The sequence below is a fragment of the Paenibacillus sp. FSL R5-0486 genome, from assembly GCF_037975155.1.
GTDB lineage: Bacteria > Bacillota > Bacilli > Paenibacillales > Paenibacillaceae > Paenibacillus > Paenibacillus amylolyticus.
Map to the genome: position 1 here is coordinate 1905886 of NZ_CP150237.1, position 23808 is coordinate 1929693.

The 23808-nt window shown below is 47.1% G+C and carries 22 protein-coding genes; 17 read left to right on the top strand and 5 right to left on the bottom strand.

The features are described from left to right. The first annotated feature begins 328 nt into the window (after positions 1-328). The 10 genes from MKY01_RS08675 to MKY01_RS08720 all read left to right on the top strand — a co-directional run bounded on the left by MKY01_RS08675 (position 329) and on the right by MKY01_RS08720 (position 14220). Entirely contained in the window at positions 329-1708 is a 1380-nt protein-coding gene (locus MKY01_RS08675; protein ID WP_282322203.1) for an extracellular solute-binding protein, read from the top strand. 126 nt (positions 1709-1834) lie between these two features. Next, the gene (locus tag MKY01_RS08680) at positions 1835-4762 is read left to right on the top strand and encodes an extracellular solute-binding protein (protein WP_282318832.1); all 2928 of its coding nucleotides are present in this window, start codon (positions 1835-1837) and stop codon (positions 4760-4762) included. Positions 4763-4837: 75 nt separating this feature from the next. Then, positions 4838-5749 carry a sugar ABC transporter permease gene (locus MKY01_RS08685; protein ID WP_047842211.1) on the top strand — a complete coding sequence of 304 codons (912 nt, stop codon included), beginning with the start codon at positions 4838-4840 and terminating at the stop codon, positions 5747-5749. A gap of 2 nt (positions 5750-5751) precedes the next feature. Continuing rightward, entirely contained in the window at positions 5752-6615 is an 864-nt protein-coding gene (locus MKY01_RS08690) for a carbohydrate ABC transporter permease (protein ID WP_339286257.1), read from the top strand. Between the two features lie 11 nt (positions 6616-6626). Beyond that, the gene (locus tag MKY01_RS08695) at positions 6627-8093 is read left to right on the top strand and encodes an NHL repeat-containing protein (RefSeq protein WP_282318831.1); all 1467 of its coding nucleotides are present in this window, start codon (positions 6627-6629) and stop codon (positions 8091-8093) included. Continuing rightward, a complete protein-coding gene (locus MKY01_RS08700) occupies positions 8074-8694 on the top strand; it encodes a YIP1 family protein (RefSeq protein WP_076209262.1) in 621 nt (206 codons plus the stop codon). The genes MKY01_RS08695 and MKY01_RS08700 overlap by 20 nt, the downstream gene beginning before the upstream one ends. 14 nt (positions 8695-8708) lie before the next feature. After that, complete coding sequence (locus MKY01_RS08705) at positions 8709-11294, top strand: DUF5696 domain-containing protein (RefSeq protein ID WP_315373127.1); 2586 nt, start codon at positions 8709-8711, stop codon at positions 11292-11294. Next, the gene (locus MKY01_RS08710; RefSeq protein ID WP_315373128.1) at positions 11291-12190 is read left to right on the top strand and encodes a sugar ABC transporter permease; all 900 of its coding nucleotides are present in this window, start codon (positions 11291-11293) and stop codon (positions 12188-12190) included. Before MKY01_RS08705 ends, MKY01_RS08710 begins: the two co-directional genes overlap by 4 nt. A 28-nt stretch (positions 12191-12218) precedes the next feature. Continuing rightward, positions 12219-13229 (top strand): carbohydrate ABC transporter permease, encoded by a 1011-nt coding sequence (locus MKY01_RS08715; RefSeq protein ID WP_339286259.1) that lies wholly within the window; start codon positions 12219-12221, stop codon positions 13227-13229. A gap of 28 nt (positions 13230-13257) precedes the next feature. Beyond that, positions 13258-14220: a glycosyl hydrolase gene (locus MKY01_RS08720; RefSeq protein ID WP_315373166.1), complete on the top strand. Its 963-nt coding sequence runs from the start codon at positions 13258-13260 to the stop codon at positions 14218-14220. A 147-nt stretch (positions 14221-14367) separates the two neighbouring features. Here the strand turns inward: MKY01_RS08720 and MKY01_RS08725 are convergent, their stop codons facing one another. Further along, complete coding sequence (locus tag MKY01_RS08725; protein ID WP_315373167.1) at positions 14368-14634, bottom strand: hypothetical protein; 267 nt, start codon at positions 14632-14634, stop codon at positions 14368-14370. Positions 14635-14791: 157 nt separating this feature from the next. Here MKY01_RS08725 and MKY01_RS08730 point away from each other — a divergent pair, with 157 nt between their 5' ends. Together MKY01_RS08730 and MKY01_RS08735 are read left to right on the top strand one after the other, a co-directional pair. Next, on the top strand, positions 14792-15334 hold the full coding sequence (locus MKY01_RS08730; protein ID WP_127544534.1) for a hypothetical protein: 543 nt from the start codon (positions 14792-14794) through the stop codon (positions 15332-15334). Between the two features lie 178 nt (positions 15335-15512). Beyond that, entirely contained in the window at positions 15513-16121 is a 609-nt protein-coding gene (locus MKY01_RS08735; protein WP_127544531.1) for a DUF1349 domain-containing protein, read from the top strand. 26 nt (positions 16122-16147) lie between these two features. Here the strand turns inward: MKY01_RS08735 and MKY01_RS08740 are convergent, their stop codons facing one another. Beyond that, a complete protein-coding gene (locus tag MKY01_RS08740) occupies positions 16148-17254 on the bottom strand; it encodes an MFS transporter (protein ID WP_339286264.1) in 1107 nt (368 codons plus the stop codon). A gap of 88 nt (positions 17255-17342) precedes the next feature. Continuing rightward, positions 17343-17873 (bottom strand): TetR/AcrR family transcriptional regulator, encoded by a 531-nt coding sequence (locus MKY01_RS08745; protein ID WP_036610260.1) that lies wholly within the window; start codon positions 17871-17873, stop codon positions 17343-17345. A gap of 235 nt (positions 17874-18108) precedes the next feature. Between MKY01_RS08745 and MKY01_RS08750 the strand changes: the two genes are divergently transcribed. The 3 genes from MKY01_RS08750 to MKY01_RS08760 all read left to right on the top strand — a co-directional run bounded on the left by MKY01_RS08750 (position 18109) and on the right by MKY01_RS08760 (position 20081). After that, positions 18109-18954: an AraC family transcriptional regulator gene (locus MKY01_RS08750; RefSeq protein WP_315372684.1), complete on the top strand. Its 846-nt coding sequence runs from the start codon at positions 18109-18111 to the stop codon at positions 18952-18954. A gap of 213 nt (positions 18955-19167) precedes the next feature. Beyond that, positions 19168-19296: a hypothetical protein gene (locus tag MKY01_RS08755; protein WP_339286266.1), complete on the top strand. Its 129-nt coding sequence runs from the start codon at positions 19168-19170 to the stop codon at positions 19294-19296. Between the two features lie 50 nt (positions 19297-19346). Beyond that, the gene (locus MKY01_RS08760) at positions 19347-20081 is read left to right on the top strand and encodes a YdcF family protein (protein WP_127544525.1); all 735 of its coding nucleotides are present in this window, start codon (positions 19347-19349) and stop codon (positions 20079-20081) included. 109 nt (positions 20082-20190) lie between these two features. On the opposite strand, the gene MKY01_RS08765 is transcribed toward MKY01_RS08760, so the two are convergent. Next, entirely contained in the window at positions 20191-21513 is a 1323-nt protein-coding gene (locus MKY01_RS08765) for a M56 family metallopeptidase (protein WP_339286268.1), read from the bottom strand. Between the two features lie 6 nt (positions 21514-21519). Further along, positions 21520-21894 carry a BlaI/MecI/CopY family transcriptional regulator gene (locus tag MKY01_RS08770; RefSeq protein ID WP_017689706.1) on the bottom strand — a complete coding sequence of 125 codons (375 nt, stop codon included), beginning with the start codon at positions 21892-21894 and terminating at the stop codon, positions 21520-21522. Positions 21895-22061: 167 nt separating this feature from the next. Between MKY01_RS08770 and MKY01_RS08775 the strand changes: the two genes are divergently transcribed. Next, positions 22062-22583 carry a hypothetical protein gene (locus MKY01_RS08775; RefSeq protein WP_100529546.1) on the top strand — a complete coding sequence of 174 codons (522 nt, stop codon included), beginning with the start codon at positions 22062-22064 and terminating at the stop codon, positions 22581-22583. A gap of 116 nt (positions 22584-22699) precedes the next feature. Next, complete coding sequence (locus tag MKY01_RS08780; protein WP_339286270.1) at positions 22700-23590, top strand: TIGR01777 family oxidoreductase; 891 nt, start codon at positions 22700-22702, stop codon at positions 23588-23590. Positions 23591-23808: the final 218 nt, after the last annotated feature.

Here is a 23808-nt window from a genome sequence, read left to right on the forward strand (position 1 = left end):
TTATTATTTTGTTATTTTATAAAAATAACAAAATAAACAAAGTTAGAATCATGGTTTAATATGTTTGTACTTAGAGTCCAGGATATTGAATAAGCTGTGATACAGGCATGTTACAGCTTAATCAGCATTTTATCAGAGTAATTAGAAAATGTTAACAACAAAAATGTTGACGCTTACATTTTGCTGTGTTAAATTTTGTTTGTCTAAAGCAAACAAAGAAATAACAAATGGTGGTGGTTGTTTATTTTCGATTGGTTGATGAATGGGGTTAACGATTTAGGGTGAACCATGATTGGTATACACATTCGGGGAGGTTGTTAAAATCATGATGAGAAGATGGAATGTTCTACCTCTGATGTTATTGGCCGTGATGCTTTTTGTATCCGCTTGCAGTGGTGGGGGGACAGCGCAGACGGGGACCGAAGCAGAAGGAACAACGAACTCAGGTAACAGCACCGAAGTCGCTGAGACAGAGAAAGAGGGCGGAGCGGAAGAAGCTGTGGTTAATGTTCCTGATCTGGGTGGACGTGTCATCAAGGTCGCGGCCTGGTGGGACTTGAAACCGGCGGGAGAGACGGCCTCCGATAAGGCCAGACTTGATAAAATTGCAGAGGTTGAGAAGAAATACAACGTGAAACTGGAGTTTGTTAACGTACCTTTTGAAGAATACATGAACAAATTCACAACGTCTGCACTGGCTGGCGAACCGTTCGCCGACATCGTTCAGATGGAGTACAAATCCGCACTACCCGCCATCCTCAAAGGGCAACTATTGCCCATCTCCGAATTCACTACACCTGAGAATAACATCAACCAAGAGGCTAACCTGATTGCAAAATTTCCTGCCATTGCAGGCAACGAATATGCCTTCGAATCTCCAACCAGCATTGGTCTGGGACTTCACTATAACCGTGACTTGTTCAAAAAATTATCTTTGCCTGATCCTCAAGAACTGTATAACCAAGGCAAATGGGATTGGGACAAATTCATGGAACTTGCCAAACAGGCAACCAAAGATACCAATAACGACGGCAAAACTGACGTATACGGATTTTCTGGCTGGGCGCTTGATGTCGTTCGTCATTTTACCGCAGCCAATGGTGGAACGATCGTGGATGATACCAATAGCAAAGAAGGATTGTCCGATCCGAAAACGATTGAAGCTGCCGAATTCGTCAAACGCCTGTATAACGTGGAAAATGTCGTGAAGGTCAAAACCGGCGACAAAACCAATTGGGAGGAAAGCAATACGTTCAAAGATGGAGATGTAGCTCTGTTCACCGCTGCTGAATGGCAGTTGGGCGATCTCACCTTTGCTGTTGGTGTTGTGCCGATTCCGAACGGGCCACAGGGTAGCAAAGAGGTAACGTATGCAAACAATGCAGCATCAGCGAAGTTCATTCCAAAAGGTGTGGAAGATCCAAAGATCGTCTACCAAATCTATGAAGAGACCTTCGACATCCCGCAGATTGAAGAGTATCCAGGTCAAGATTATCTGGAGAGTCGTTATACCGACGAGAAGGATATTGCGATCATTCGCGAGCACATCGCTGGAACCGGCCGCATCTTGCTGGATGATGCCTACACAGGATACCCTTTCGGGGATTATGTGAACGATATCATCAAAAACAATGCTTCCGTGACAGCAACAGCCGAGAAATACAAGGCACAGGCACAAGCTGCAATTGATAAACTCGGCAAACAATAACAACACTTATCACCAGCAAACGATTCAGGCAGGGGGGCTCGTGTCGGCAATGTTGCACGGAGCCCCTTTTCCTGAACCACCAAATCGGCATTGCTGGCATCAGCCTTGATGAGGAGGACTCGTAGGATGGCTGGAATTCTACAACGTAAGACATGGATATTGTCCACAGTATTCATCGTGGCGGCAGCCTGCATCATTCTATATGTAACTTCCGGCGCTGATGGAAAGAGTGCAAACATTCCACCTGGCAGTCTGCCTGCCATTGAAGTGGATGCAGTCTTGCAGCAGACCCGGCAGAAAAAGGGATACGAACAGTATCGATCCGGAACGGATCAGGCTACACAGCCGAATGTGGACATCACCATTGAAGCAGGAGATTACATAAAAGCCGAAGGTGAAGACGTCCGCAAACTGACTAATTATGAAGGAATGGATGGTGTATCTCTCCATACCGGAGAGACCGGACAAGTCGATTGGACGATTAATGTGCCGGAGACCGGGCTGTATAACCTGTCCGCAATCTATTTTCCCGTAGAAGGCAAGAGTTCGGCCATTGAGCGTGCATTGTACATTGATGGTGAACTTCCTTTTGCGGAAGCCGCCTATTTGCAGTTTGACCGGGTATGGGCGAATGAGAAAGATGTCGTTGAACAGGATAACCAAGGCAATGACCTTCGCCCGAGACAAGTGGAGCAACCACGCTGGCTGGAAGAAACGTTTCAGGACTCCGACGGGTACGAACAGACTCCATTCAAGTTTTATTTGGAAAAAGGGGAACACACGCTAACGCTAAAATCATCGCGTGAACCCATGGTGATTCGGTCCATTCGTCTTTTCAATGAGAAGACAGCTGTTCCTTACACAGAGACTGCAGGGGCACAACAATCGGACTCCTCTGGGCAGCCGAAGGATGTACTGATTCGCATTGAAGGAGAAGCCGCGATTGCCAAATCTTCACCTACGTTATACCCGACCAGCGAAAGGTCAAGTTCTGCTGTATCTCCTTATAGCGCTTCCCAGGTACGCATCAATACGATTGGCGGCTTTAACTGGCGTCTGCCAGGACAATGGATTGAATGGGAAGTGGATGTGCCGGAGAGTGGACTGTATCATATCGGTTTTACCGCTCAGCAGAATTTTGTCAAAGGCATCTATTCTACACGCAAACTGACCATCGATGGTGAAGTTCCGTTTGCAGAGATGGCGAAAGCACCTTTCCGTTATCAAAGTGACTATCGTATTGACGTGATGGGCGGCAAGGAAGCATACAAGTTTCACATGGAAAAAGGAAAACATGTGCTACGGCTGGAGAACAGCCTTGGGGATTTTGCACCGCTTATCCGCAATGTGGAGGACAGTCTGTACAACTTGAACTCCATGTACCGACGTATTCTGATGATTACAGGCACCAAGCCTGATGAATTCCGTGATTACCGGGTGGAAAAACAGATTCCGAACCTGCTGGAAGTATTCAGCGGAGAAAGTAAACGTCTCAAGGACGTGGCCGCACAGCTTCGTCTTCTGTCAGGACAGTCCAGCGATCAGGAAGCACTGATTAAGACGATGGCGTTGCAACTGGACGAGATGATTGACAAGCCAGATACCATTCCAAGACGGCTTGCGGCTTATAAAACCAATACAGGCGGTCTCGGCACATGGGTGCAGCAGGCACGAGAGCAGCCCCTTGAAATCGATGCACTGTACGTCACTTCGATTGACCGCGATATTCCTGGAACAGGTATGGGGCCACTTGCCAAGCTTGGTCATGAAGCGAAGATATTCTATCATTCGTTCTTCATTGATTATAACCAGATTGGTAATGTAGCTACATCTGAAGATCAGCGTACGGTAACCGTCTGGATTGGTAGCGGACGTGATCAGGCGAATACAATGAAAGCGATGATTGACAAGACCTTCACACCAGACAGTGGTATCAATGTCAATCTGAAGCTGGTGAATATGGGAACCTTGCTGCCAGCGACTTTGTCCGGTGAAGGACCAGATGTAGCGATGCAGATCGGCAATGATCTGCCGGTGAACTTTGCGATGCGGAACTCGGCTGTAGATCTGACGCAATTCAGTGATTATAGCACCGTGGAACAGGAGTTCAGGGAAAGTGCAATCGTGCCGTATGCCTATGATTCAGGCGTATATGCCCTGCCGGAAACGCAAACTTTTAACATGCTGTTTTATCGTAAAGACGTGCTCGAAGAACTCGGACTTGAAGTGCCTCAGAACTGGGAAGATGTCGAAGCTCTGCTCGCGATTCTGAGCAAAAATCATATGGAATTTGGTATGCCGATTGTGACCCAAGCGAATATGCAGGGTGTCAATATTCCGCCGAACTCTCAGTATGCTACGATGCTGCTTCAGAACGGCGGCGCCTTCTATCGTAACGATGACAAGGAGTCGGATCTGGATTCAAGGATCGGAATTGAGACGTTCAAGCAGTGGACGGAGTTCTATACCGATTACAAGTTAGAGCGGGAATATGATTTTGCCAACCGTTTCCGGACAGGACAGATGCCTATCGGACTAACGGATTACACCATGTACAACCAATTGTCCGTATTTGCACCGGAGATTCGCGGACTATGGGGATTCGTTCCTGTCCCGGGAACCGTTCAAGCAGATGGTACCTTGAATCGGGACGTACCGGGTGGAGGTAGCGCAGTCATGATGCTGGAGGGTGCCAAGGACCAGGATGCGGCGTGGGAGTTCATGAAGTGGTGGACCAGTACACCGATTCAAGCTGAATTCGGGCGGGAGATGGAAGGGCTGATGGGTGCCGCTGCCCGGTATCCAACGGCCAACATCAAGGCGCTGGATTCCCTGCCGTGGCCTGCGGAGGATTACGCCAATCTCAAGGCACAATTCGAAACGGTGAAGGGCATTCCTGAAGTACCCGGTGGTTATTTTACAGGCCGCCATCTGTTCAATGCATTTTACAAAACCGTTGTTGGCCAAGTGGAAGCCAGGGAATCCATCATGGATTATACCCAATATATTCAGGACGAGATTCGAGTCAAACGTAATGAATTTGGTCTTCCGTAAGCAGAGGGAGGGTTAATCGTGCCACAAATATCACTCCGAGACGGACAAAACAGTCCTCCTGAGAAAGCGTCAAGGATGGGCATGAAATCGTGGTGGAGCTGGAAGCTCCAGGAAATGAAGGCCAGCAAACATTCCTATGTTCTGCTTGCACCTTATATGCTCCTGTTCCTCATGTTTACCGTGATTCCGGTTGTCATCTCGATCATACTCAGCTTCACCTACTTTAACATGCTGGAATTCCCGCGTTTTATTGGCTGGCAGAACTATACTCGCCTGTTTCTGGAGGATGATGTATTCCTGATTGCAATCAAGAATACGTTGCTGTTTGCCATCATTACCGGGCCGATCAGTTATATTGCTTGTTTTGTCTTCGCGTGGATCATTAATGAGTTAACACCGAAATGGAGAGCGTTCATGACGCTGATCTTCTACGCGCCCTCCATCTCGGGCAATGTGTATTTTATCTGGCTGATGATTTTCTCGGGAGATCGTTATGGTATTGCCAATGGGCTGTTGATCAAATGGGGTTTTCTGCTGGAGCCAATCCAATGGCTGAAGACGGAAGCCTACATTATGCCTATTCTCATTCTCGTGCAGCTATGGCTGAGTCTCGGAACCGGATTTCTTGCGTTTATCGCTGGTTTGCAGACGGTGGACCGGACATTGTACGAAGCGGGAGCGGTGGATGGGATCAAAAATCGCTGGCAGGAACTATGGTACATTACCCTGCCTTCGATGCGTCCACAGTTGATGTTCGGCGCAGTCATTCAGCTGACAACCTCGTTTGCCGTGGCCGATGTGTCGATCGCGCTGGCCGGGTTCCCAAGTGTGAACTATGCGGCAGAGACTGTGGTGACCCATTTGATCGACTTTGGTACTACGCGGTTTGAGATGGGATATGCATCGGCGATTGCCACCGTGCTGTTCATGATTATGGTGGGCACCAACTTGCTGGTACAGAAACTGCTTCGAAGGGTGGGAGAATAGCTATGGCTGCAATTGCGACAGGCAAAAAACGCGTGAATCGTTCGCTATCGGGAAGCCTCTCCCTGTTTGCCCTTCTGCTCGTTTTTGGTGCCTTCATGGTGCTGCCGTTGATCTATGCGATCAACAATGCATTTAAACCATTGGATGAGATTTTTACCTTTCCACCAACGCTGTTTGTCAAAAATCCGACGTTCAGCAACTTTACAGATCTGCTGAATCTGCTGAGTGACTCGTGGGTGCCTTTCTCACGTTATATATTCAACACGGTATTTATTACAGGCATCGGTATCGTAGGCCATGTACTGCTAGCTTCCGCAGCGGCGTACCCACTTGCCAAACACAAGTTTCCGGGCAAAGTATTCATGTTCCAAGTGGTCGTACTGTCACTGATGTTCACACCTGCGGTAACGGCAATTCCAAACTATATGATCATGTCATGGCTCGGATGGATCGACACGTACTGGGCTGTTATTATTCCGGCATTTGCCTATTCACTCGGGTTGTATCTGATGAAACAGTTTATGGAGCAGATCCCGGATGCACTGCTGGAAGCAGCCAAGATTGACGGTGCCAGTGAATACCGAATCTTCTGGTCCATTGTCATGCCCAATGTGAAACCAGCCTGGATTACATTGATCATACTGCTGTTCCAGATGTTATGGGGCAGTGATGGCAATGGGTACATCTACAGCGAGCAGCTCAAGACCCTGCATTATGCAGCAGGTCAGATTATTCAGGGCGGAATATCCCGGGCAGGAGCGGGTGCTGCGGTAGCACTGATTTTGATGAGTGTGCCGATCACGCTATTTATTTTCTCTCAGAGCCGAATCATTGAGACGATGGCGAGCTCGGGCATGAAGGATTAAGGGGGAACGATATGGCACGCACAGTGAAAAGATGGCTTGTTCTCCTGGCGGCAGTATCTCTGCTGCTGGTGAATGCCGTGCCTGCGGCGGCCTCCCCGGCGCCGTATGAGAGTTATAACTACAACTACTGGAAAGAGGCTGTACCTTCACCAGATGCCTATCTGCCCGAGCGTACCATATCAGGCCGTGATCTCGGCATTAGTGAGTTTAAAGACCCTGGTGATGTGAATGTTTCACCTTCCGGGTTGATCTATATTTTGGATAGTGGCAACAGCCGAATTGTTGTATTAAACCCAGACTTTAAGCTGCTGCGCGTCATTGATGGATTCATGATGGATGGTAGCAAGGAGACCTTTAACCTTCCGGGCGGATTATTCGTGGATGAGCAAGAACGCATATACGTCGCCGATACGGGCAACGGTCGTGTGGTTGTCCTGGATGGAGAGGGGACGCTGATTCAAACCATCACGAAGCCCGAGTCGGATATCCTATCGACCCAATTCCAGTTTCAGCCCTTGAAGCTGACGGTTGACCATGTAGGCCGAGTGTACGTTGTGGCGCAAGGGGTCTACGAAGGTATCATGCAGTTTGACGAGAGTGGGAAATTTATCGGATACGTCGGTACGAACAAAGTGGAGCGGGACTACGGCGAATATATCTGGCGCATGTTATCCACCAAAGCCCAGCGTGCACAGATGGTCCTGTTTGTCCCAACGGAGTTCTCCAATGCGGATATCGACCACAAAGGATTTGTGTATGCAACGAATATTGATCCCGGCTCGAATGAACCGATTAAGCGGCTTAACCCGTCTGGTGAAGATGTACTGAAACGGTTTGGTTATTACGATGTCAAAGGCGATATCCGGTTCCGCAACAATCCGGGTCCATCCAAACTGATCGATGTGAAAGTGCTGGGCGACGGCATGTACAGTGTATTGGATGCGACACAGAACCGGGTGTTCACGTACGACGATGAAGGTCATCTGCTCTACATATACGGTGGCAAAGGAAATCAGGTGGGCACGCTCAAAACACCTGTCGCGATTGAACAATCGGGTGAGCATCACTTGGTTCTGGATCGGGGCAAGAACAACCTTGTCGTTTATGCGCCAACCCGTTTTGGTGCCCGTGTGAATGAAGCGGTGGTACTCCACTATCGGGGCGAGGACACGGAGGCCGTGAATATATGGAGAGAAGTGCTGAAGCTGAATGCCAACTATGACATCGCTTATATCGGTATCGGCAAGTCCTTATTAATGGAGAAGAAAAACGAGGAAGCGCTAGGTTACTTCGAACTTGGAATGGACCGCAAGAGTTATTCTGTCGCGTTCAAGAGGCATCGGCGGGAGATGATGAAAGAACATTTTGGTACATTCCTGACCGTTGCAATCGCGCTGATTGTCATTCTGATTCTGACCCGGGTGACGGTTAAATGGAGACGGAGGAGGCAGGTTGATCGTGAAGCAGGATTTCATTAAGTTTCCGCTGCATCTCATTTTTCACCCCATTGATGCATTCTGGGACCTCAAGTCAGATAACCGGGGACGGCTGTTTGTTGCTTTTGCAGCATTGGCGCTTACCATTGTTATGATGATTTTGCAAAAGCAGTACGCAGGATTTCTCGTTAATTACATCGATCCTCGTACGATTAACAGCATCATCGAAATCGCCACGGTTGCAGTACCTTTCTTTCTATGGTGCATGGCCAACTGGGCGGTAACAACTTTGATGGAAGGGGAAGGCAAGTTCAAGGAAATCGTTCTGGCGACAGGTTACTCGCTCATTCCGGTTATTCTGATCTATGCCCCAATGATCGTGATCAGCCGTTTTATGGTGCAGGAGGAGACTGCTTTTTATTATCTGTTCAATAGTATTGCGTTTTTCTGGTTTGTACTGCTTCTGTTCATTGGCATGATGACGGTACACCAGTACACGGTGATTAGAACAATCATTACGATGGTGCTGACGCTCATTGTGATGGGCATTATCGTATTCCTTGGCGCGCTGGTCTTCAGCATGTTGCAACAGTTGTACGAATTCGGTTATAACATTTACCGCGAGTTGATTTTTCGGACCTAAAGGAGGCGGCATCCGTGAACAAAAGGCAACGATTATATACGGTGCTGGCTGGTGGTACAGCTGTAATCATGATTGCAGCCGGGCTGCTGTATATAAACAACAGGGGAGTTCCTGCCGTAGAAGCCGCGGCTTATCTGGATACGACAACCAAAGCCATGCCCGTCACGGAAGAACCGTTACAGTTCCTTAGTGACTCCTCGCAGGGTGTGTCTGGTATGCAACTGGTCGCTGAAGATCAGAGACTCGCCCTGTATTATAACGAGGAGACCACGGAAATTGCAGTACGTGACGCGAAAAGTGGAGAGGTTTGGTACAGCAATCCGAAAGAACGGGCTGAGGATGGTCTTGCTTCCGCGTATGAAAAAGAGGTGCTGTCCTCCCAGTTGAACGTGTCTTTCCGGGATTCGATGGGCACACTGGAGAACTTTCCAAATTTCAGTTCCAGTATTAGCAACAAACAATTCACAGTGGGTCAGATCGATCAAGGGATTCGGGTTAACTATACACTTGGTGATACATCACTTGGTATTGATGCACTGCCGAAGTTGATTAGCAAGCAGCGACTGGAAGAGAAGGTTCTTTCCAAGCTGGATGCTACTGTCGCTAGATACACGTCTGCCCGATATTATCCAACCAAGAGCAATCCGGATATTTTGGAACGGCTGGATGGACAGATTTCGAAGCAGCTAGTACTGAACAAGATGCTGGGTGCTTTTGAGACGGCGGGTTATACCGCGGACGATTTGGCTTTTGACAATCAGGAGAACGGGGTTGAAGGTGGGGGCGTATCCGATAAGCCCAGCTTTGTCATTTCAGTGGAATACCGACTGGAGCAGGGAGCACTTGTTGTGACCGTGCCTCTGAGCCAGATAGAGGAAAGTGGGCAATACCGCATTCGGAATATTGATTTGCTCGCTTATTTTGGTGCTGCGGATACAAAGGGTGAGGGTTATATGCTCGTGCCTGATGGTTCCGGTAGCCTGATCCATCTGAACAACGGGAAAACCCAGGAAGAGCAGTATGTACAGCGCGTATACGGCACAGACCCAAATGATAATTCACTCAGTCGTCCTCAGGTTAGTGAATCCGCGTATATGCCTGTGTTTGGTCTGAAGAACGGGGAGAATGCCTGGTTTGCGGTGATTGAAAAAGGGGACGGGATTGCCAGTATCTCCGCAGATATTGGAGGCAGGCAGAACAGTTACAACCACGTGCATGCAACCTTCTCCCTGCGGGGTGAGGATGAACTGGAGATGTACACCTCGCAGAAAATGCAGGAGATTCAGCTGCTTAGCGAAGAGCCTTACCGTGGGGATATTCAGGTCCGTTATCATTTTCTTCATGGAGAAGATGCCAGTTACTCAGGTATGGCCAGCCTGTATCAACAGCAGTTAATAGAGCAGGATGTACTGAAGCCGCTCGCAGAACAGACGGAGTTGCCGTTCTATGTAGATGTGCTTGGTGCAGTGGACAAAAAGGCTTCGTTCCTGAGTGTGCCCTATCGGACCACCTTAGCCATGACGACGTACGAACAGGCCACCGAAATGGCGGCGAAGTTACAGCAGGCAGGTGTGAACCGCGTACAAATGCGGTATCAGGGATGGTTCGGTGGTGGCTTCAGCCATCATACGCCAACCCGGGTGAAATTGGATAGTGAAGTAGGTAGTCGTTCCGAGATACAAGCATTGTCAGCTAAGCTGGAGCAGTCGGGTGGAGCTCTATTCCCGGATGTGGCTTTCCAGCACATGTATCACGATGATTTGCGCTTTGCTCCTTCCTCGGATGCAGCTCGGTTTGTAACGAAGGAGACAGCGGAACTGTATCCATACAATCCTGCCCTTAATCGCATGGATCAGAGTAAGGACAGCTATTATTTGCTCTCAGCGGCCAAGCTTCCTTATGTGGTGAGTGAGTTTGCTGACAAATTCAATCAACTGGGCCTTGGTGGATTATCCCTTCGTGATCTCGGGCAGGTCCTGACTTCAGATTATCGGGATAGTCGGGTGATTCATCGGGAGACGGCGAAGAACATTGTGAAGGAGCAGCTGGGCAAGCTGGAACAGTCCTATCCGAACCTGATGGTATCCGCAGCAAATAGCTACGCTTGGGGAAGTGCACAACATGTTGTGAATGCACCCGCAGGGTCGAGTCGGTTCAATATTACCGATGAAGAAGTTCCTTTTTATGCGATGGTCATTCATGGATACATGAACTATGCGGCATCTCCAATGAACACGTCGGGGGATCAGGATCTCCGCAAACAGTTGCTGCGCAGCCTGGAGCTTGGGGCAGCTCCATATTTTCAATGGACCTATGAACCATCATCCAGGCTGAAGCTGACGAATTATGATTCGGCATACGCAACGGAGTACAGCTATTGGGTGGAAGAAGCCGTTACCTTGTATAAGCAGGCCAATGAAGTGCTGGGAAATCTGGCGAATGAGCAGATTCTCAAGCATGAACGCATCCAGGATGGCGTGGTCCGGATCACCTATACTGGCGGTACATCCATCCTTGTGAATTACAATGCGGATGCAGTAAACGTGGATGGAACAACGGTTGGCGGGACGGACTATGTGGTGGAGGGAGTGAGCCGATGAGAACCATTCGATTATCGCTGAAGTCACGGAGAGCGTTGCTTGGACTTGCATTTATTTCTCCGTGGCTGGTCGGCTTCATCTTCCTCTTTGCCACACCGCTCCTGCAATCGATTCGATTCAGTCTGAGTAATCTGTCCGTTGCTCCGGGCGGGTACGTTCTGGAATACGTTGGATTTAAAAACTTCAAGGATGCGCTTCTGGTTGACGCTACATTCAACCGGATTCTGGTGGATTCAGTTGGAGCGATGGTACTGAACGTGCCGATGATTTTGTTCTTCAGTTTGTTCACGGCCACACTGCTTAACCAGAAGTTCAGAGGCAGAACGATGGCACGTGCAATCTTTTTCCTGCCGGTTATTCTGGCTTCGAGTGCAGTCGCAGCAGCTGAGTCTGCGGGATTAATCAATCTGATGGGGGATGCGAGTGCGGTGGATGCATCAGCCGATGGCGGTGCTTCGTTCAACGTGGTATCCATTGTGCGGATGCTGGCGGATGTGGGATTACCGATGGCCTATGTGGATTACATTGTAGAAGCCATCATGCGGATATATGAGATTATTAGTAGCTCAGGTGTTCAGATTCTGATCTTCCTCGCCGCGCTGCAATCGGTACCGGGATCGATGTATGAGGTTGCGAAGATCGAAGGGGCGACAGCTTATGAATCATTCTGGAAAATTACATTTCCCATGGTCAGTCCGTTGATTCTGACAAATGTCATCTATACGATCATTGATTCATTTGCCGGGAGTCCAGTCACACAGGCCATCTACCAAACCGCATTCAAAACGCAGAACTTTGGCTTAAGCTCGGCGATGTCCTGGCTGTACACACTGGTGATTGGCCTTGTACTGATCGTAGTGGGCTGGGTATTGTCACGGCGGGTTCACTACAACTGACGGTTAACATTAAGGGAGGCTTCAGATTATGGCTGCATCAGGGACAGATCGCATGGTGGTAGTTCCGAAGCAGAAGTATCACATGCATCGGGTGCGAAACAAAACATCGGACCTTCTCTATTCCATATTCAGATATGCACTGGTCATCGGCATTTCATTTATTATTTTGTACCCGTTATTTCTCAAAGTGTCAGTTGCGTTTAAGGATAAACAGGATATCTACAATCCAACGATCTATATGATTCCCCAGCACTTTACATTGGATAATATCCGGCTAGCGGCGCAAGTGATGGATTACCTGCCTCTGCTGGCGAACACGTTATTGTTTGTTACCATCACAACGCTTCTGACAGCGATATCCTGTGCACTTGCCGGATATGGCTTCGCCCGGTTTTCGTTTCCGGGTAGTAATGTACTCTTCATCCTTGTGATTCTGACGATTCTGGTGCCGACAAGCACACTTATGGTGCCGATGTATCTGCATTTCCGCAGCTTTGACTTTCTGGGCATCATCCAGTTGTTCACTGGAACGAATGGCATCAATCTGCTGAATACGTATTGGCCTTCCATGATCACGGCTGCTACAGCGGGAGGGCTGAAGGCGGGGCTGTTCATCTATATTTTCCGTCAGTTCTTCAAGGGCATGCCAAAGGAAATCGAGGAGGCTGCATTGATTGACGGCGCAGGTGGATTCAAAACGTTTGCTCGAATCATGCTGCCCAATGCAATCTCGCCGCTGATTACGGTCATTTTGTTCTCGTTTGTATGGCAGTATAACGATACCTTTTATTCGGCATTATTCATGAGTGAAAGTCCACTGATCTCGCTGAAAGTGGCTTCCTTACCTGCTCAGGCGAACCAGTTGATTCCGCAGCTGATGGGCTTTGGCTCGAACTCGGGCATCAAGGCCGATCCAAACTATGTGGCGATGATTGTGGATACAGGCATTTTGCTGGCTATTGCACCCCTGATTATTTTGTATCTGTTTGTGCAACGTTATTTCGTGGAGAGTATTGAACGTTCTGGTGTAGTGGGTTAACATGTTAAATCCAATTGGAGGTGTAGAGATGACAGTGCGTGAGATCAGCAGAGTTCCGGTGAATAAAGCAGCGACTCCCAAAGCAAAAGAACTGATGGCGTTCCTGGTAGAGCGTTATCAAAAAGGGATGTTGTCAGGCCAGCAGGATTATAGCAATCTAAACTGGATTAATGAAAATACAGGCCGGAAACCAGCTGTGATTGGCTTTGATCTCATGGAATATTCGCCATCAAGAACAGAGCGCGGTGCGGTCTCCCAGGAGATTCGGGATGCGGTAGACTGGCACAAACAAGGCGGGATCGTGACGCTATGCTGGCACTGGAACGCACCGACGGATCTGATCGATGAACCGGGTAAAGAGTGGTGGCGGGGGTTCTATACGGATGCGACAACCTATAATCTTGCCTCTGCGCTAGCTGATACTGAATCGGAAGCATTTCAGTTATTGATCCGGGATATCGATGCGATTGCATTTCACTTGCAAGAGTTGAAGGATGCTGGTGTGCCTGTATTATTCCGACCACTTCATGAAGCAGAAGGTGGGTGGTTCTGGTGGGGAGCGAAAGGCCCCGAACCTGCCAAACAGTTATATCGTTTGTTGTATGATCGATTGGTTCAAGAACATCAGCTGCACAACCTTATCTGGGTCTGGAACTCGGAAAAACCGGAATGGTACCCGGGTGATGATATCGTGGATATTGTCAGTGTGGATGTGTACCCTGAAGCAGGAGACCACAGCCCGCTGGCTGCACGTTACACCAACCTGCGAGAGCTTGTACAGAACGGCAAAATCATCGCACTGGCCGAGAACGGTTCCATCCCTGACCCTAAGCAGATGAAGGAACAGGATGTGCACTGGAGTTGGTTCTGTACCTGGACAGGTGGATTCCTGAGAGACGGGACGCATAATGAACTAACGTTTTTGAAGGAATTGTACCATAGCAAAGAGGTCATTACGCTCGATCAGTTACCGAAGTGGAGTTGGCTATAAGAACCCCACTTCCAACGTGAATTGGAATCAATGAAGCGTTAGTATTCGCTGTAAGAATTCATGCGAATATTAACGCTTCATTTGTTGGTAGCGCACATATGTTAATGGAACCCAACATCCCTGAAACATGAGAAGTTGAACAATCATTTAGTTTGACGGGTGTAACATAGCTTGGATATTGGTATGTAAAGTCACGCTGGAAGTGAATAAAATATACGATTGATTAACCGTACGGATCAGAATTCTCTCGCTTGTGCCATTGACTGGACCGATCCGAAGGGCAGATGGTTCACTTCCACCGTACGTATCATCCAGGGTGACCGATGTGATATGTGCAATGGGAATTTCAATTTTGGAAAACTGCCACCGGATGACCAGTTGATCTTCTACTTTTTTCACGTTAACACCAAACATAGGATGACCTCCTGTTGTGATTCAAATTATTGAAGTAATCTCGTATGTCCAGTTTATCATATTTTGGATAAAATTACCTTATTAATAATAAAGAGTGATGGTTTCTATCAACTGATTTCGAAAGTCCAATTCTATCCTGTGCAAAGGAGGAGAATGTATGAACGACTGGAATGCCTATCATTATTTTGAACAAAGTCTTGGTCCTTTCAGAAATCTCTCCAGCCTGTCTGCGGATGAAGCAGAAACAGTTACCCAGAAGATTCGTCTTCAGGGACGGAACTTTGCAAGTCGGCGACCCGCAGATTACATGACAATTCGCAGAACACTTGAACAAAGGGCTTATGAGCAGTTTGTTGCCAAAGGTGGGAAGCCGGTACAATCATATCCCCATTATATGACGCTCGGTGCATGCGAGTGGCTGTTGTCCTGGTATTCAGAACCCGATCATGTAATCATTCCATGGGGTGACCTTCCAGTTGAAGTTGTGAGTTTTACCTACGGGGACTTGTTTCCAACAATGAGGTTTGACGATGCTAAACCTTATCGTAAGCAGATCTATACCAAGGATGAAATCATGGAAGTTATTCAGTTCTATGGTTGGCCTCAGGAATGGAACCGTAAAGGTGATAAGGGGCCGGAACGATATATTGAGGTACAAGTCTGGGACGAACGTATTATCCAACCTTCCACACGTGACTGAGCTCGTTATGAAGATTTTTGATTTTATTATCGATCGCAAGAAGTGATCATGCGGAGATATCAGTGTACGATATCGAGGGTGGGATATTTGAGTAAAACATACAGGATTAACCATGATATATATCGAATACAAATAGAGAAATTAGAGAACTTATACTCCAACACAAAGGGTGTGCCACATGACGAATCTATTCGAACATTGTTCAGGTCAAACATTATCTGCCAACCTGGGATGGCTGAACGAGCCAACAGATTGGTCCATTGAAGACGGCAAAGTAACGATAACCGTTTCACCAATCAGTGACTTTTTCATTGATCCGGGAGGTGAGCCGGTGAAAGCTTCAGCTCCATTTTTACATACGATAGTCAAGGGAGATTTCAGCATCACGACTCAAGTACAGGTGGATATGAAAGAACAGTATGACTCCGGCTGCCTGATGGTGAGGGTGGACGATACGAATTGGGCTAAAGTCTGCTTTGAGTATTTTGAGGAACAGCCGTCTATTCTTAGTGTTGTTACTCGTGGTAACTCGGATGATTGTGTATCAGCACCTGTAGACGTCAACAAGCCTTATTTACGTGTAGCCCGGGCAGGCAACAGCTTTGCTTTCCATTATTCTCAAGATGGAGAGAAGTGGAAGCTCGTTCGTTATTTCGGACTCGACTGCCCGGAAGAGATCAAAGTTGGCATTGTGGCCCAATCCCCGATTGGGCAAGGGACCACGGTTACTTTTACAGACGTACAGCTTCAACATGGAGTGACCGGAAGTGTTCGCCGGGTAAAATGACAGCGATCAGAAGGTTGTTCTGTCATTTATTTCACCCGAATTAACATTCCGAACAGACCGAGTATAGCAAAGGCCAGAAATGCCGTTGTATTGGAAAACACTTCGATCGTATAACCTGCCATAGATGATCCAAGGAATTGCCCAACACCCAGCGCGAGAAAGGCAAGGCTAATTCCGATGGACACATTTGGACTGAATAGTCTCGTCGCCCAAACGATAAATACACTGGTCAGGAAAATATACGTGCTGCCAAATATGATCGCAGAGATGAGACTGGCAGTCATTGAAGGCAGAAGGATAACCCCAAGCGAAATAGCCAATAAAAGTATGCCTATTCGGTAGGACCACCCAATCTCGAACCGTTCAATAATGCGACCAGCGCATCCACCGAGTATCCCCATAACCCCCATCACAATCCAGAACAACACGGCTTCCGAATCGGAGGCCCCTTTCTCGTCTGTGAGGAAGTTCCGGGCAAAGGTCCAGTAGATTGCAGAACTGAAACCTGTCAACAGACAAGCCATGAGCAGAGCAGACCCTGGTCTGGTAGGTTTCATACATGTCCAGAGAGACTTGGTACAAGGCAGTGTCTTGGTTGCCGGAATAACACGTCTGTTCCACAAAAGAACCACAACACCGATTACAGCAAACAGGATGTAGGTTAGACGCCAGTAATCCGTGAACAGCCAGTAGAGTGGACCTGATATTACAATTCCGAAGCTCGTCCCTGTGTTAATCCAGCTGTTGCCTCTTGCTTGTAGCTCGGGAGCAAGCTCCGCATTAACCGTGTTACCGAGGGCTGGAGAGGCCCAGCCTGTACTCAAACCGGCTAGAAATATACTAAATGTAAGAACCCATGCATTCTGAGCCAAGGCGATGCCGGTTAATCCGAGCACTGCGCTGATCCCTGCCAATTGAATGACATAATGATGTCCCTTGCGATTAATCAACAGTGGTGCAGTTAGAAGGGACAGACAGTAGGCAATATACGTTCCTGAGTTAATCGCGCCAGAGGCTACATCATTTAATTGTAAGGCTTCCGAAATTTCCGGCATAAACAATCCATAACTGAATCGCCCGAATGCATAACATACAGCGATAAGTGCAATGCCTGGAAAGATAATTTTTTTCATTAAATCCACCGCCTTTTAGATAGAACGATCATTATATTTCTTATTAAATAATAAAGTGAGTTGAAATATTAACTCACCCGGAATAGCTTTATTTGAAACTGGTCTGCGTCATATGGATCAGTTCAAGGCAGACGTCATTTACATTTTCTGTCTCAGCAAGTGCCGTGGAACCCTCCAGCAGCAGGGAGAATCGTAATAGATCTCGATCACTTGCAACAGGCGCCAATGTTTGGATTAAAGTTCGCATATGTCTTTTGTGCGCATTTACTGTCTGCACGATGATATGGTCTGCATGACCTCCGAATTCTTCTTTGGCGCGTAAAAATAAGCAACCTCTTGATTCGTGTTCCTTCAACCAGGTTGCATGTCCTTCAGCCAGATTGAGGAACATAGGTTGTGCTTTATTGTCTGCATATTGCCTGAGCTGTTCTAAATAACGCTGTTCGCGTCGCAAGAGTACCTGGACAATGAGATCATCCTTGGACTCAAAGTGATTGTATAGCGTCATAATCGCGATCCCGGCATCCGTAATAATCCGCTTCAAGCCAATGGAATGGAAGCCATGAAGGTAGAACAATTCTTCAGCCACGTTCAAAAGCATTTCCTTTTTGCTGCTCATGATCAGTGATACTCTCCCTTCAAAATAAGATAGAACGATCATTATACTTGTAGGCTATAATATATCTTTTACATTGTCAAATGTTGTGACTCCTCTTGTCTTTGGTTAGTTCAAAGCCTGGGCAGGGCGTTATATGAACAACGTCGTTGCACATTAACCGGACGTATGAGAGCACAACATGACAGGTTTTTGGGTGGTTTATCCGTTATATTAGACATCAAGGAGTGATTATTACATGAACTGGATCAACGCATTACAGGTCGCTATTCAATATATGGAAGACCACTTGCTCGAAAATATGACGATGGAGCAGATTGCAGCGCAGGCCCATATCTCTCCTTTTCATTTTCAGCGTACCTTTGCCTTATTAACAGATGTTACTGTAGGCGAATACATAAGACGAAGACGATTGACACTGGCGGCACATGAGTTGCTTCAAAGTGATCACAAAATCATTGATCTGGCATTTAAATACGGTTACGACACACCGGAATCTTTCTCCAAAGCATTTCGTAGACAACATGGGATCGCACCCAGTGAGGCTCGAAAGAATAGTAACGCTGTCCAATCGTATAATCGTCTGGTGATTCAAGTGAGTCTAAAAGGAGCAGAGCCGATGAAATATAAAATTGTTGAACATCCCGAATTTACGTTGGTCGGAGTAAAGCAAACTTTCTCATATGCAGATGGAGAACATCTGCAAGGCATCGGGAAGATGTGGCAGGAAGCGTGGACAAGCGGTACAGAGGATCGTTTGTTTGAACTGAACAACGGGGATATTCCAGGTTTACTCGGTGTCGTTGTGGATCAGAGCGAAATTCAGGAGAAACAGATGCAATACTGGATTGCTACGACTTACGATGGTAAAGTACCGGAAGGATTATCAAGCTTTACCATGCCTGCTTCCAAATGGAGTGTATTTGAGGTAGAAGGCCCGATGCCGGAGAGCATGCAGCTTCTGTGGAAACGGATTATTTCGGAATGGTTTCCATCCAACCCTTATGAGCACGCATATATGCCGGAGCTGGAAGTATACCCGGGGCCCAATCAACCGCCACAAATCTGGATACCGATTAAATAAATTTTAACCGTTTCAAACTCGATCATTGTCGCCCATAAACATTCGGATAACCGAAGCTGTTTATGGGTTATTTGGTTGTGGTTAATCAGAGTTCGAAGTTGTACAGAGGATGTTCAAGCGTTGTTCATTTTATTGCAGCCAGGTAAACATGATATATTGGAACGAAGGTTAACAGCTATAAGAGGACAATGAGGTAAACCGCAGGAGGCAGATATGTTATATGAGGACCCATTCATTCAGACGATCATCCAACACGAGCAATTAATGCATGACCTGCGGAGAGTTCGTAGTCTCCATTTGCCTCAAAGTTACATAGGTGCAGGATATATTCGTAATTATTGAATAATAAGTGATTTGCGGAATAGCGGGTACAAGAAGGAGTGTCTAGGGATTTGATAAAAAAGTTCTTACAAAAAAATGGACTGATCATTGATCTTGTCCTGTTGGCATGTTTTGTGGCATTTCTGGCCTTTTGGGGCCAAAGATTCCCAGTCATGTTTTTCGGAATGATCACGGTTGTTTTTATCGTACTAAGACGGATTGACTATCAGAAGCATGTTATTCTGAAACGGATTATTCTTACCGGATTTGGCGTTGCTGCCGTATCTTTTGTCATTATTGAAGCACTTGTATTCACACAGCTTGGTGCGAATGATCCGGAAGAAGCGGACTATGTCATTATTCTGGGTTCCGGCATCCGTGGAACGGAATTGTCATTGACCCTGAAACAAAGGTTAGATGCCAGTCTGGACTACATTCGCAGTCACCCTCAGACACCCGTCATTGTATCGGGTGGGCAGGGACCTGGGGAATCGATTCCCGAAGCGCTCGCCATGAAAAACTATCTGATTGAACAGGGGATTAACCCTGCCCAAGTGATTATGGAAGATCGCTCCACAAGTACACAGGAGAATTTGGCCTTTTCCAAAAAAATCATTCTTGAATCCGGGTTAGAGCACCCTGAGATCATGATTGTCACCAGTGACTATCATATGTTCCGTTCCAAATACATCGCTGCCAAGAACGGTTATGCAGCAGAATACGGCATATCGGCTCCGTCACCGGGTTATCTGAAACCCGTCAATATGATCCGTGAATATTTTGCTACGATCAAAACATTTATCTAATGCACATGACAGAGAAACGGAAACAGGACGAAGCGGAGATCTATGATCTATGCTTCGTCCTGTTTGCATATAAGGATGGCTATTGCTCCTTAACGATAGGTTATTTTTCTTAAGGAGCAGGTACAGTTACTGAAACCTCATCCCCAGGGAGAGCTACGATTTCAGGAGATCCAACCGTAGAAGGAACAGTGACTGTTTCTACAACTTTAGCCTCAGAAGGTTCAGTAGTAGATGGAACAGTAGTAGATGGTACAGTAGCAGACGGAACTGGCACAGCTTCGGAAACTTCATCCTCAGGTAGAGCCACGATTTCAGGAGTTTCGGAAGTAGAAGGAGCAGTTACAGCTTCGGAAATTCCGACCTTGTTGGGAGAAGTTACGATTTCAGAAGACCCATCAGTAGAAGGAACAGGCACAGTTTCAGAAGCTTCAGCCTCCACTTTAACCGTATGGTTTGATGCCCATACTGCAGTGGACGTACTTACTCCTGTAATAAGCAGGAGGGATCCCATACTTATTATCCAATGTTTCTTTTTCAGTTTCTTTACATTAAACATAATCATCAATCTCCTTTTTAATTGTTTGCCTTCACCCGATAGGGATGAACAAAATTGAGCAGGCATTTTCTTGGTTCCCGCCATCACATTTAAAATTGTCTCACCATATCGTCTTCTTTCTTCGTGGGACATCTCTTTCACCACATCTTCATCACAGGCCAACTCGCTCCAGGTATGAATGTCCCGGCGAATCATATGAATCAGAGGATTGAACCAGTGCAGGGCACTAACCCCCAAGGTCAAAGCTTTGACCCACAGATCTTTATGTTTTAGATGTACCAACTCATGATGAATTACCATGCTGATGTCCATTTTCACCGTATTTTCGGGTGGCAGATATATCGTTGGTTTAAACAAGCCAACCAGTATAGGGCTTCGTACTAGCGTGCTGTGAGCAAGCGTGATATTACGTTTGAGACCCAAAGCTTCTTTGATTAATGGTAGCTGTACAGCTGCTTCACTATGACAGAGGACTGGGGTACGTGTACGAGATAATTCATTCAAAAATCTTCGATAACAGTACACCTGCCATGCAGAAAAACCAATGACTCCAATGCCCCATACGCATAACAAGAACCAGGCTGTGGTTACAGAAATGGTTTGTTCGGGGATAAATGTTCCTGCAACTACACCCGAAGCTGCTGCATTCTCCGTGCCCGGTATAGTTGATGTCGTTTGGAATGCAATATCCAAAAGCCGCGAAAGGCCAAGAGATACCGGGAACAGATAAAACAAGAGAGCCAGTTTACCGAGTCTGTAGAGCCACTTGGTCGGAAAAACAGATATGGGTATAAGTCGTAGTGCCAAAATACAAACAGAAACGATACTTCCCGCCACGGTCAGGCTGCACAGAATCTCAAAAAAGATATTCATCATCTGCACCTACTTTTCCGAAAGCCATTTTTTCAATTCTGAAATGTCATCGTCTGAAAGCTTGTCACCGTCATACATGGCCGAAACCAAATTTTTAACTGAACCTTGGTAGAGTCCATCAAGAACATGCTGCGTTTCCTGTAGTTTGTAATCTTCGGGCTTTAGAAGAGGTTCATAATCATTGGTTCGTCCACGTCTCGTGACGGTAAGTGCGCCTTTATCCACCAACCGTGACAGAAAGGTAGACATGGTCTGCGCTTTCCACGCTTTCCCTTTCTCAGCAAATATGTCTAATAGTTCTGTCGAGGTGACCGGTGGGGCGCATGACCATATAACAACCATTAACTCCATTTCTGTTTCGGATAATTTTTGAATCTGGTTCACAGTGAACACTCCTTAACATCGTTATGCGTCCATAACGATCGTATTACTACACTACGTAGTACGTATAAACTACTACAACTCGTAGTGGATAGTCAAGTTATCCTGATAGATGATTGCCAAACCATGTTATAATATAGGTCATTAATAGAAGAACGATGTAGGAGTGAATGATTATTACAGCATATCAATTACCTGCTCTTTATGAGCAGAAGCGAGTTTCAATGCAAGCGATGGAAGAGATTGTACGCCTGTTGGCGCAGGCACCACTATTATATGATGATGGACAGGGCATCCAGGTTCAGGATTACATGGGAGGCTTGGAGGTCGAACTTGAACATGAGGTACGCCGTGCAGTGACCGAGTTGTACGAACTAGCTGTTCAGGCCTGCCGGGTCTTCGCCGATCCATTGGCGTACGAGCAACTTCAGGATGCACTTGGGTTACAGGCTGAGTTATGGCAGGAGGAAGTGCTTACTCTTGCAAAATGGATGGACTGGCTGAAGCAGATCAGTGAAGGAAAGAGAACACTGCCCGAGTACAACTTCACAGCGATGCTTGGGAACTTGCCGGACGGATTCATGATCCATGATTTTTATGATGAACTCCGATATCAACTGGAACAAAACCCTGCAAACGCATGGGCTATCGAAGAGCGGGATCGCTTGTACGCAGCTCTGGGTGCGAAATAAATCAAACCAACGGGTCACCGGCGGTGTTAATCTAATATCTGCATTTTGCATGCATAGAAACATTCCAATCTATATCTTACGAATTCTTTACCCAGTATGGGAAATGAGGGGATACCGTGAAGAAGGTTGTATTAGCTGGTGGAACGGGATTTGTCGGACAGGATTTTGCCCAAAGGTTCAGAAAGCAGGGGTATGAGGTGTTAATTATCTCGCGTCAGCCCGGTCATATTGCCTGGGAGGATCGTGCAGGAATTATAGAGGCACTGGAAGAAGCAGAAATATTGATTAACCTGGCAGGTAAATCGGTGAACTGCCGTTATACGGAGGAGAATCGCAAAGTCATTCTGGAATCCAGAACCCGTACAACGCGCATTCTCGGCGAAGCCGTCCTGGCTTGTAATCATCCTCCCGAACTATGGATTAATTCGAGTACAGCGACCATATACAGACATGCTGAAGATCGTCCCATGACTGAAAAAGAGGGCGAGATTGGCTCCGGATTCTCGGTCGACGTTGCAAAGGCATGGGAACAGGCCTTCTTTGAATTCAGTCTGCCGTCTACGCGTCAGATTGCACTGCGGATTGCGATTGTGCTGGGCGAGGGTGGCGTTATGGTGCCCATGACGAACCTCGTCCGTTTTGGACTGGGAGGATCTCAAGGCGCAGGAACACAGCAGTTCAGCTGGATTTATATCGAGGATCTCTTCCGCATGGTAATTTATCTGCAAGAGCATCCACACTTGAATGGTGTGTTCAATGCGTCCTCCCCGCATCCGGTGACGAATCGGGAGCTAATGGCGCGTCTGAGAGAACAGATGGGGGTGCGGATTGGACTACCTTCTCCTCGCTGGATGCTTGAACTGGGCGCACGCTTCATTCAGACCGAGACGGAACTGGTTCTCAAAAGCCGTTGGGTGATTCCCGAGCGAATGGAGAGGGAAGGCTTCACGTTCACATACGGTACACTAGATGCCGCTCTTGCCGAGATTTTGAATAAGAAGAAATGACACTTCATACAAAAGAAAACACAACAGGAAGGGCAGAGGCATCTGCCCTTTTGTTATATATGTTCAACTAAACATTTACACGATAACAGCGATTGGAAAGTTGTTCTGTCATCGCAGTGTCTGTGTAAATACTAATTAGCTGAACTTATAGAGGTTTTTCAAAAAGTCCGCTTTTGATTACGAAGGATGCCTATCGGCATCATCAGCATCGAATATGG

Excerpts from the sequence above, each read along its gene's own strand:
- MKY01_RS08680 (WP_282318832.1), top strand. The coding sequence starts at position 1,835 with ATGGCTGGAATTCTACAACGTAAGACATGGATATTGTCCACAGTATTC.
- MKY01_RS08765 (WP_339286268.1), bottom strand. The coding sequence starts at position 21,513 with ATGATGAATATCTTTTTTGAGATTCTGTGCAGCCTGACCGTGGCGGGA.
- MKY01_RS08750 (WP_315372684.1), top strand. The coding sequence starts at position 18,109 with ATGAACTGGATCAACGCATTACAGGTCGCTATTCAATATATGGAAGAC.
- MKY01_RS08675 (WP_282322203.1), top strand. The coding sequence starts at position 329 with ATGAGAAGATGGAATGTTCTACCTCTGATGTTATTGGCCGTGATGCTT.
- MKY01_RS08720 (WP_315373166.1), top strand. The coding sequence starts at position 13,258 with ATGACAGTGCGTGAGATCAGCAGAGTTCCGGTGAATAAAGCAGCGACT.
- MKY01_RS08685 (WP_047842211.1), top strand. The coding sequence starts at position 4,838 with ATGGGCATGAAATCGTGGTGGAGCTGGAAGCTCCAGGAAATGAAGGCC.
- MKY01_RS08735 (WP_127544531.1), top strand. The coding sequence starts at position 15,513 with ATGACGAATCTATTCGAACATTGTTCAGGTCAAACATTATCTGCCAAC.
- MKY01_RS08725 (WP_315373167.1), bottom strand. The coding sequence starts at position 14,634 with ATGTTTGGTGTTAACGTGAAAAAAGTAGAAGATCAACTGGTCATCCGG.
- MKY01_RS08715 (WP_339286259.1), top strand. The coding sequence starts at position 12,219 with ATGGCTGCATCAGGGACAGATCGCATGGTGGTAGTTCCGAAGCAGAAG.
- MKY01_RS08710 (WP_315373128.1), top strand. The coding sequence starts at position 11,291 with ATGAGAACCATTCGATTATCGCTGAAGTCACGGAGAGCGTTGCTTGGA.
- MKY01_RS08755 (WP_339286266.1), top strand. The coding sequence starts at position 19,168 with ATGTTATATGAGGACCCATTCATTCAGACGATCATCCAACACGAGCAA.
- MKY01_RS08740 (WP_339286264.1), bottom strand. The coding sequence starts at position 17,254 with ATGAAAAAAATTATCTTTCCAGGCATTGCACTTATCGCTGTATGTTAT.
- MKY01_RS08730 (WP_127544534.1), top strand. The coding sequence starts at position 14,792 with ATGAACGACTGGAATGCCTATCATTATTTTGAACAAAGTCTTGGTCCT.
- MKY01_RS08690 (WP_339286257.1), top strand. The coding sequence starts at position 5,752 with ATGGCTGCAATTGCGACAGGCAAAAAACGCGTGAATCGTTCGCTATCG.
- MKY01_RS08775 (WP_100529546.1), top strand. The coding sequence starts at position 22,062 with ATGATTATTACAGCATATCAATTACCTGCTCTTTATGAGCAGAAGCGA.
- MKY01_RS08695 (WP_282318831.1), top strand. The coding sequence starts at position 6,627 with ATGGCACGCACAGTGAAAAGATGGCTTGTTCTCCTGGCGGCAGTATCT.
- MKY01_RS08745 (WP_036610260.1), bottom strand. The coding sequence starts at position 17,873 with ATGAGCAGCAAAAAGGAAATGCTTTTGAACGTGGCTGAAGAATTGTTC.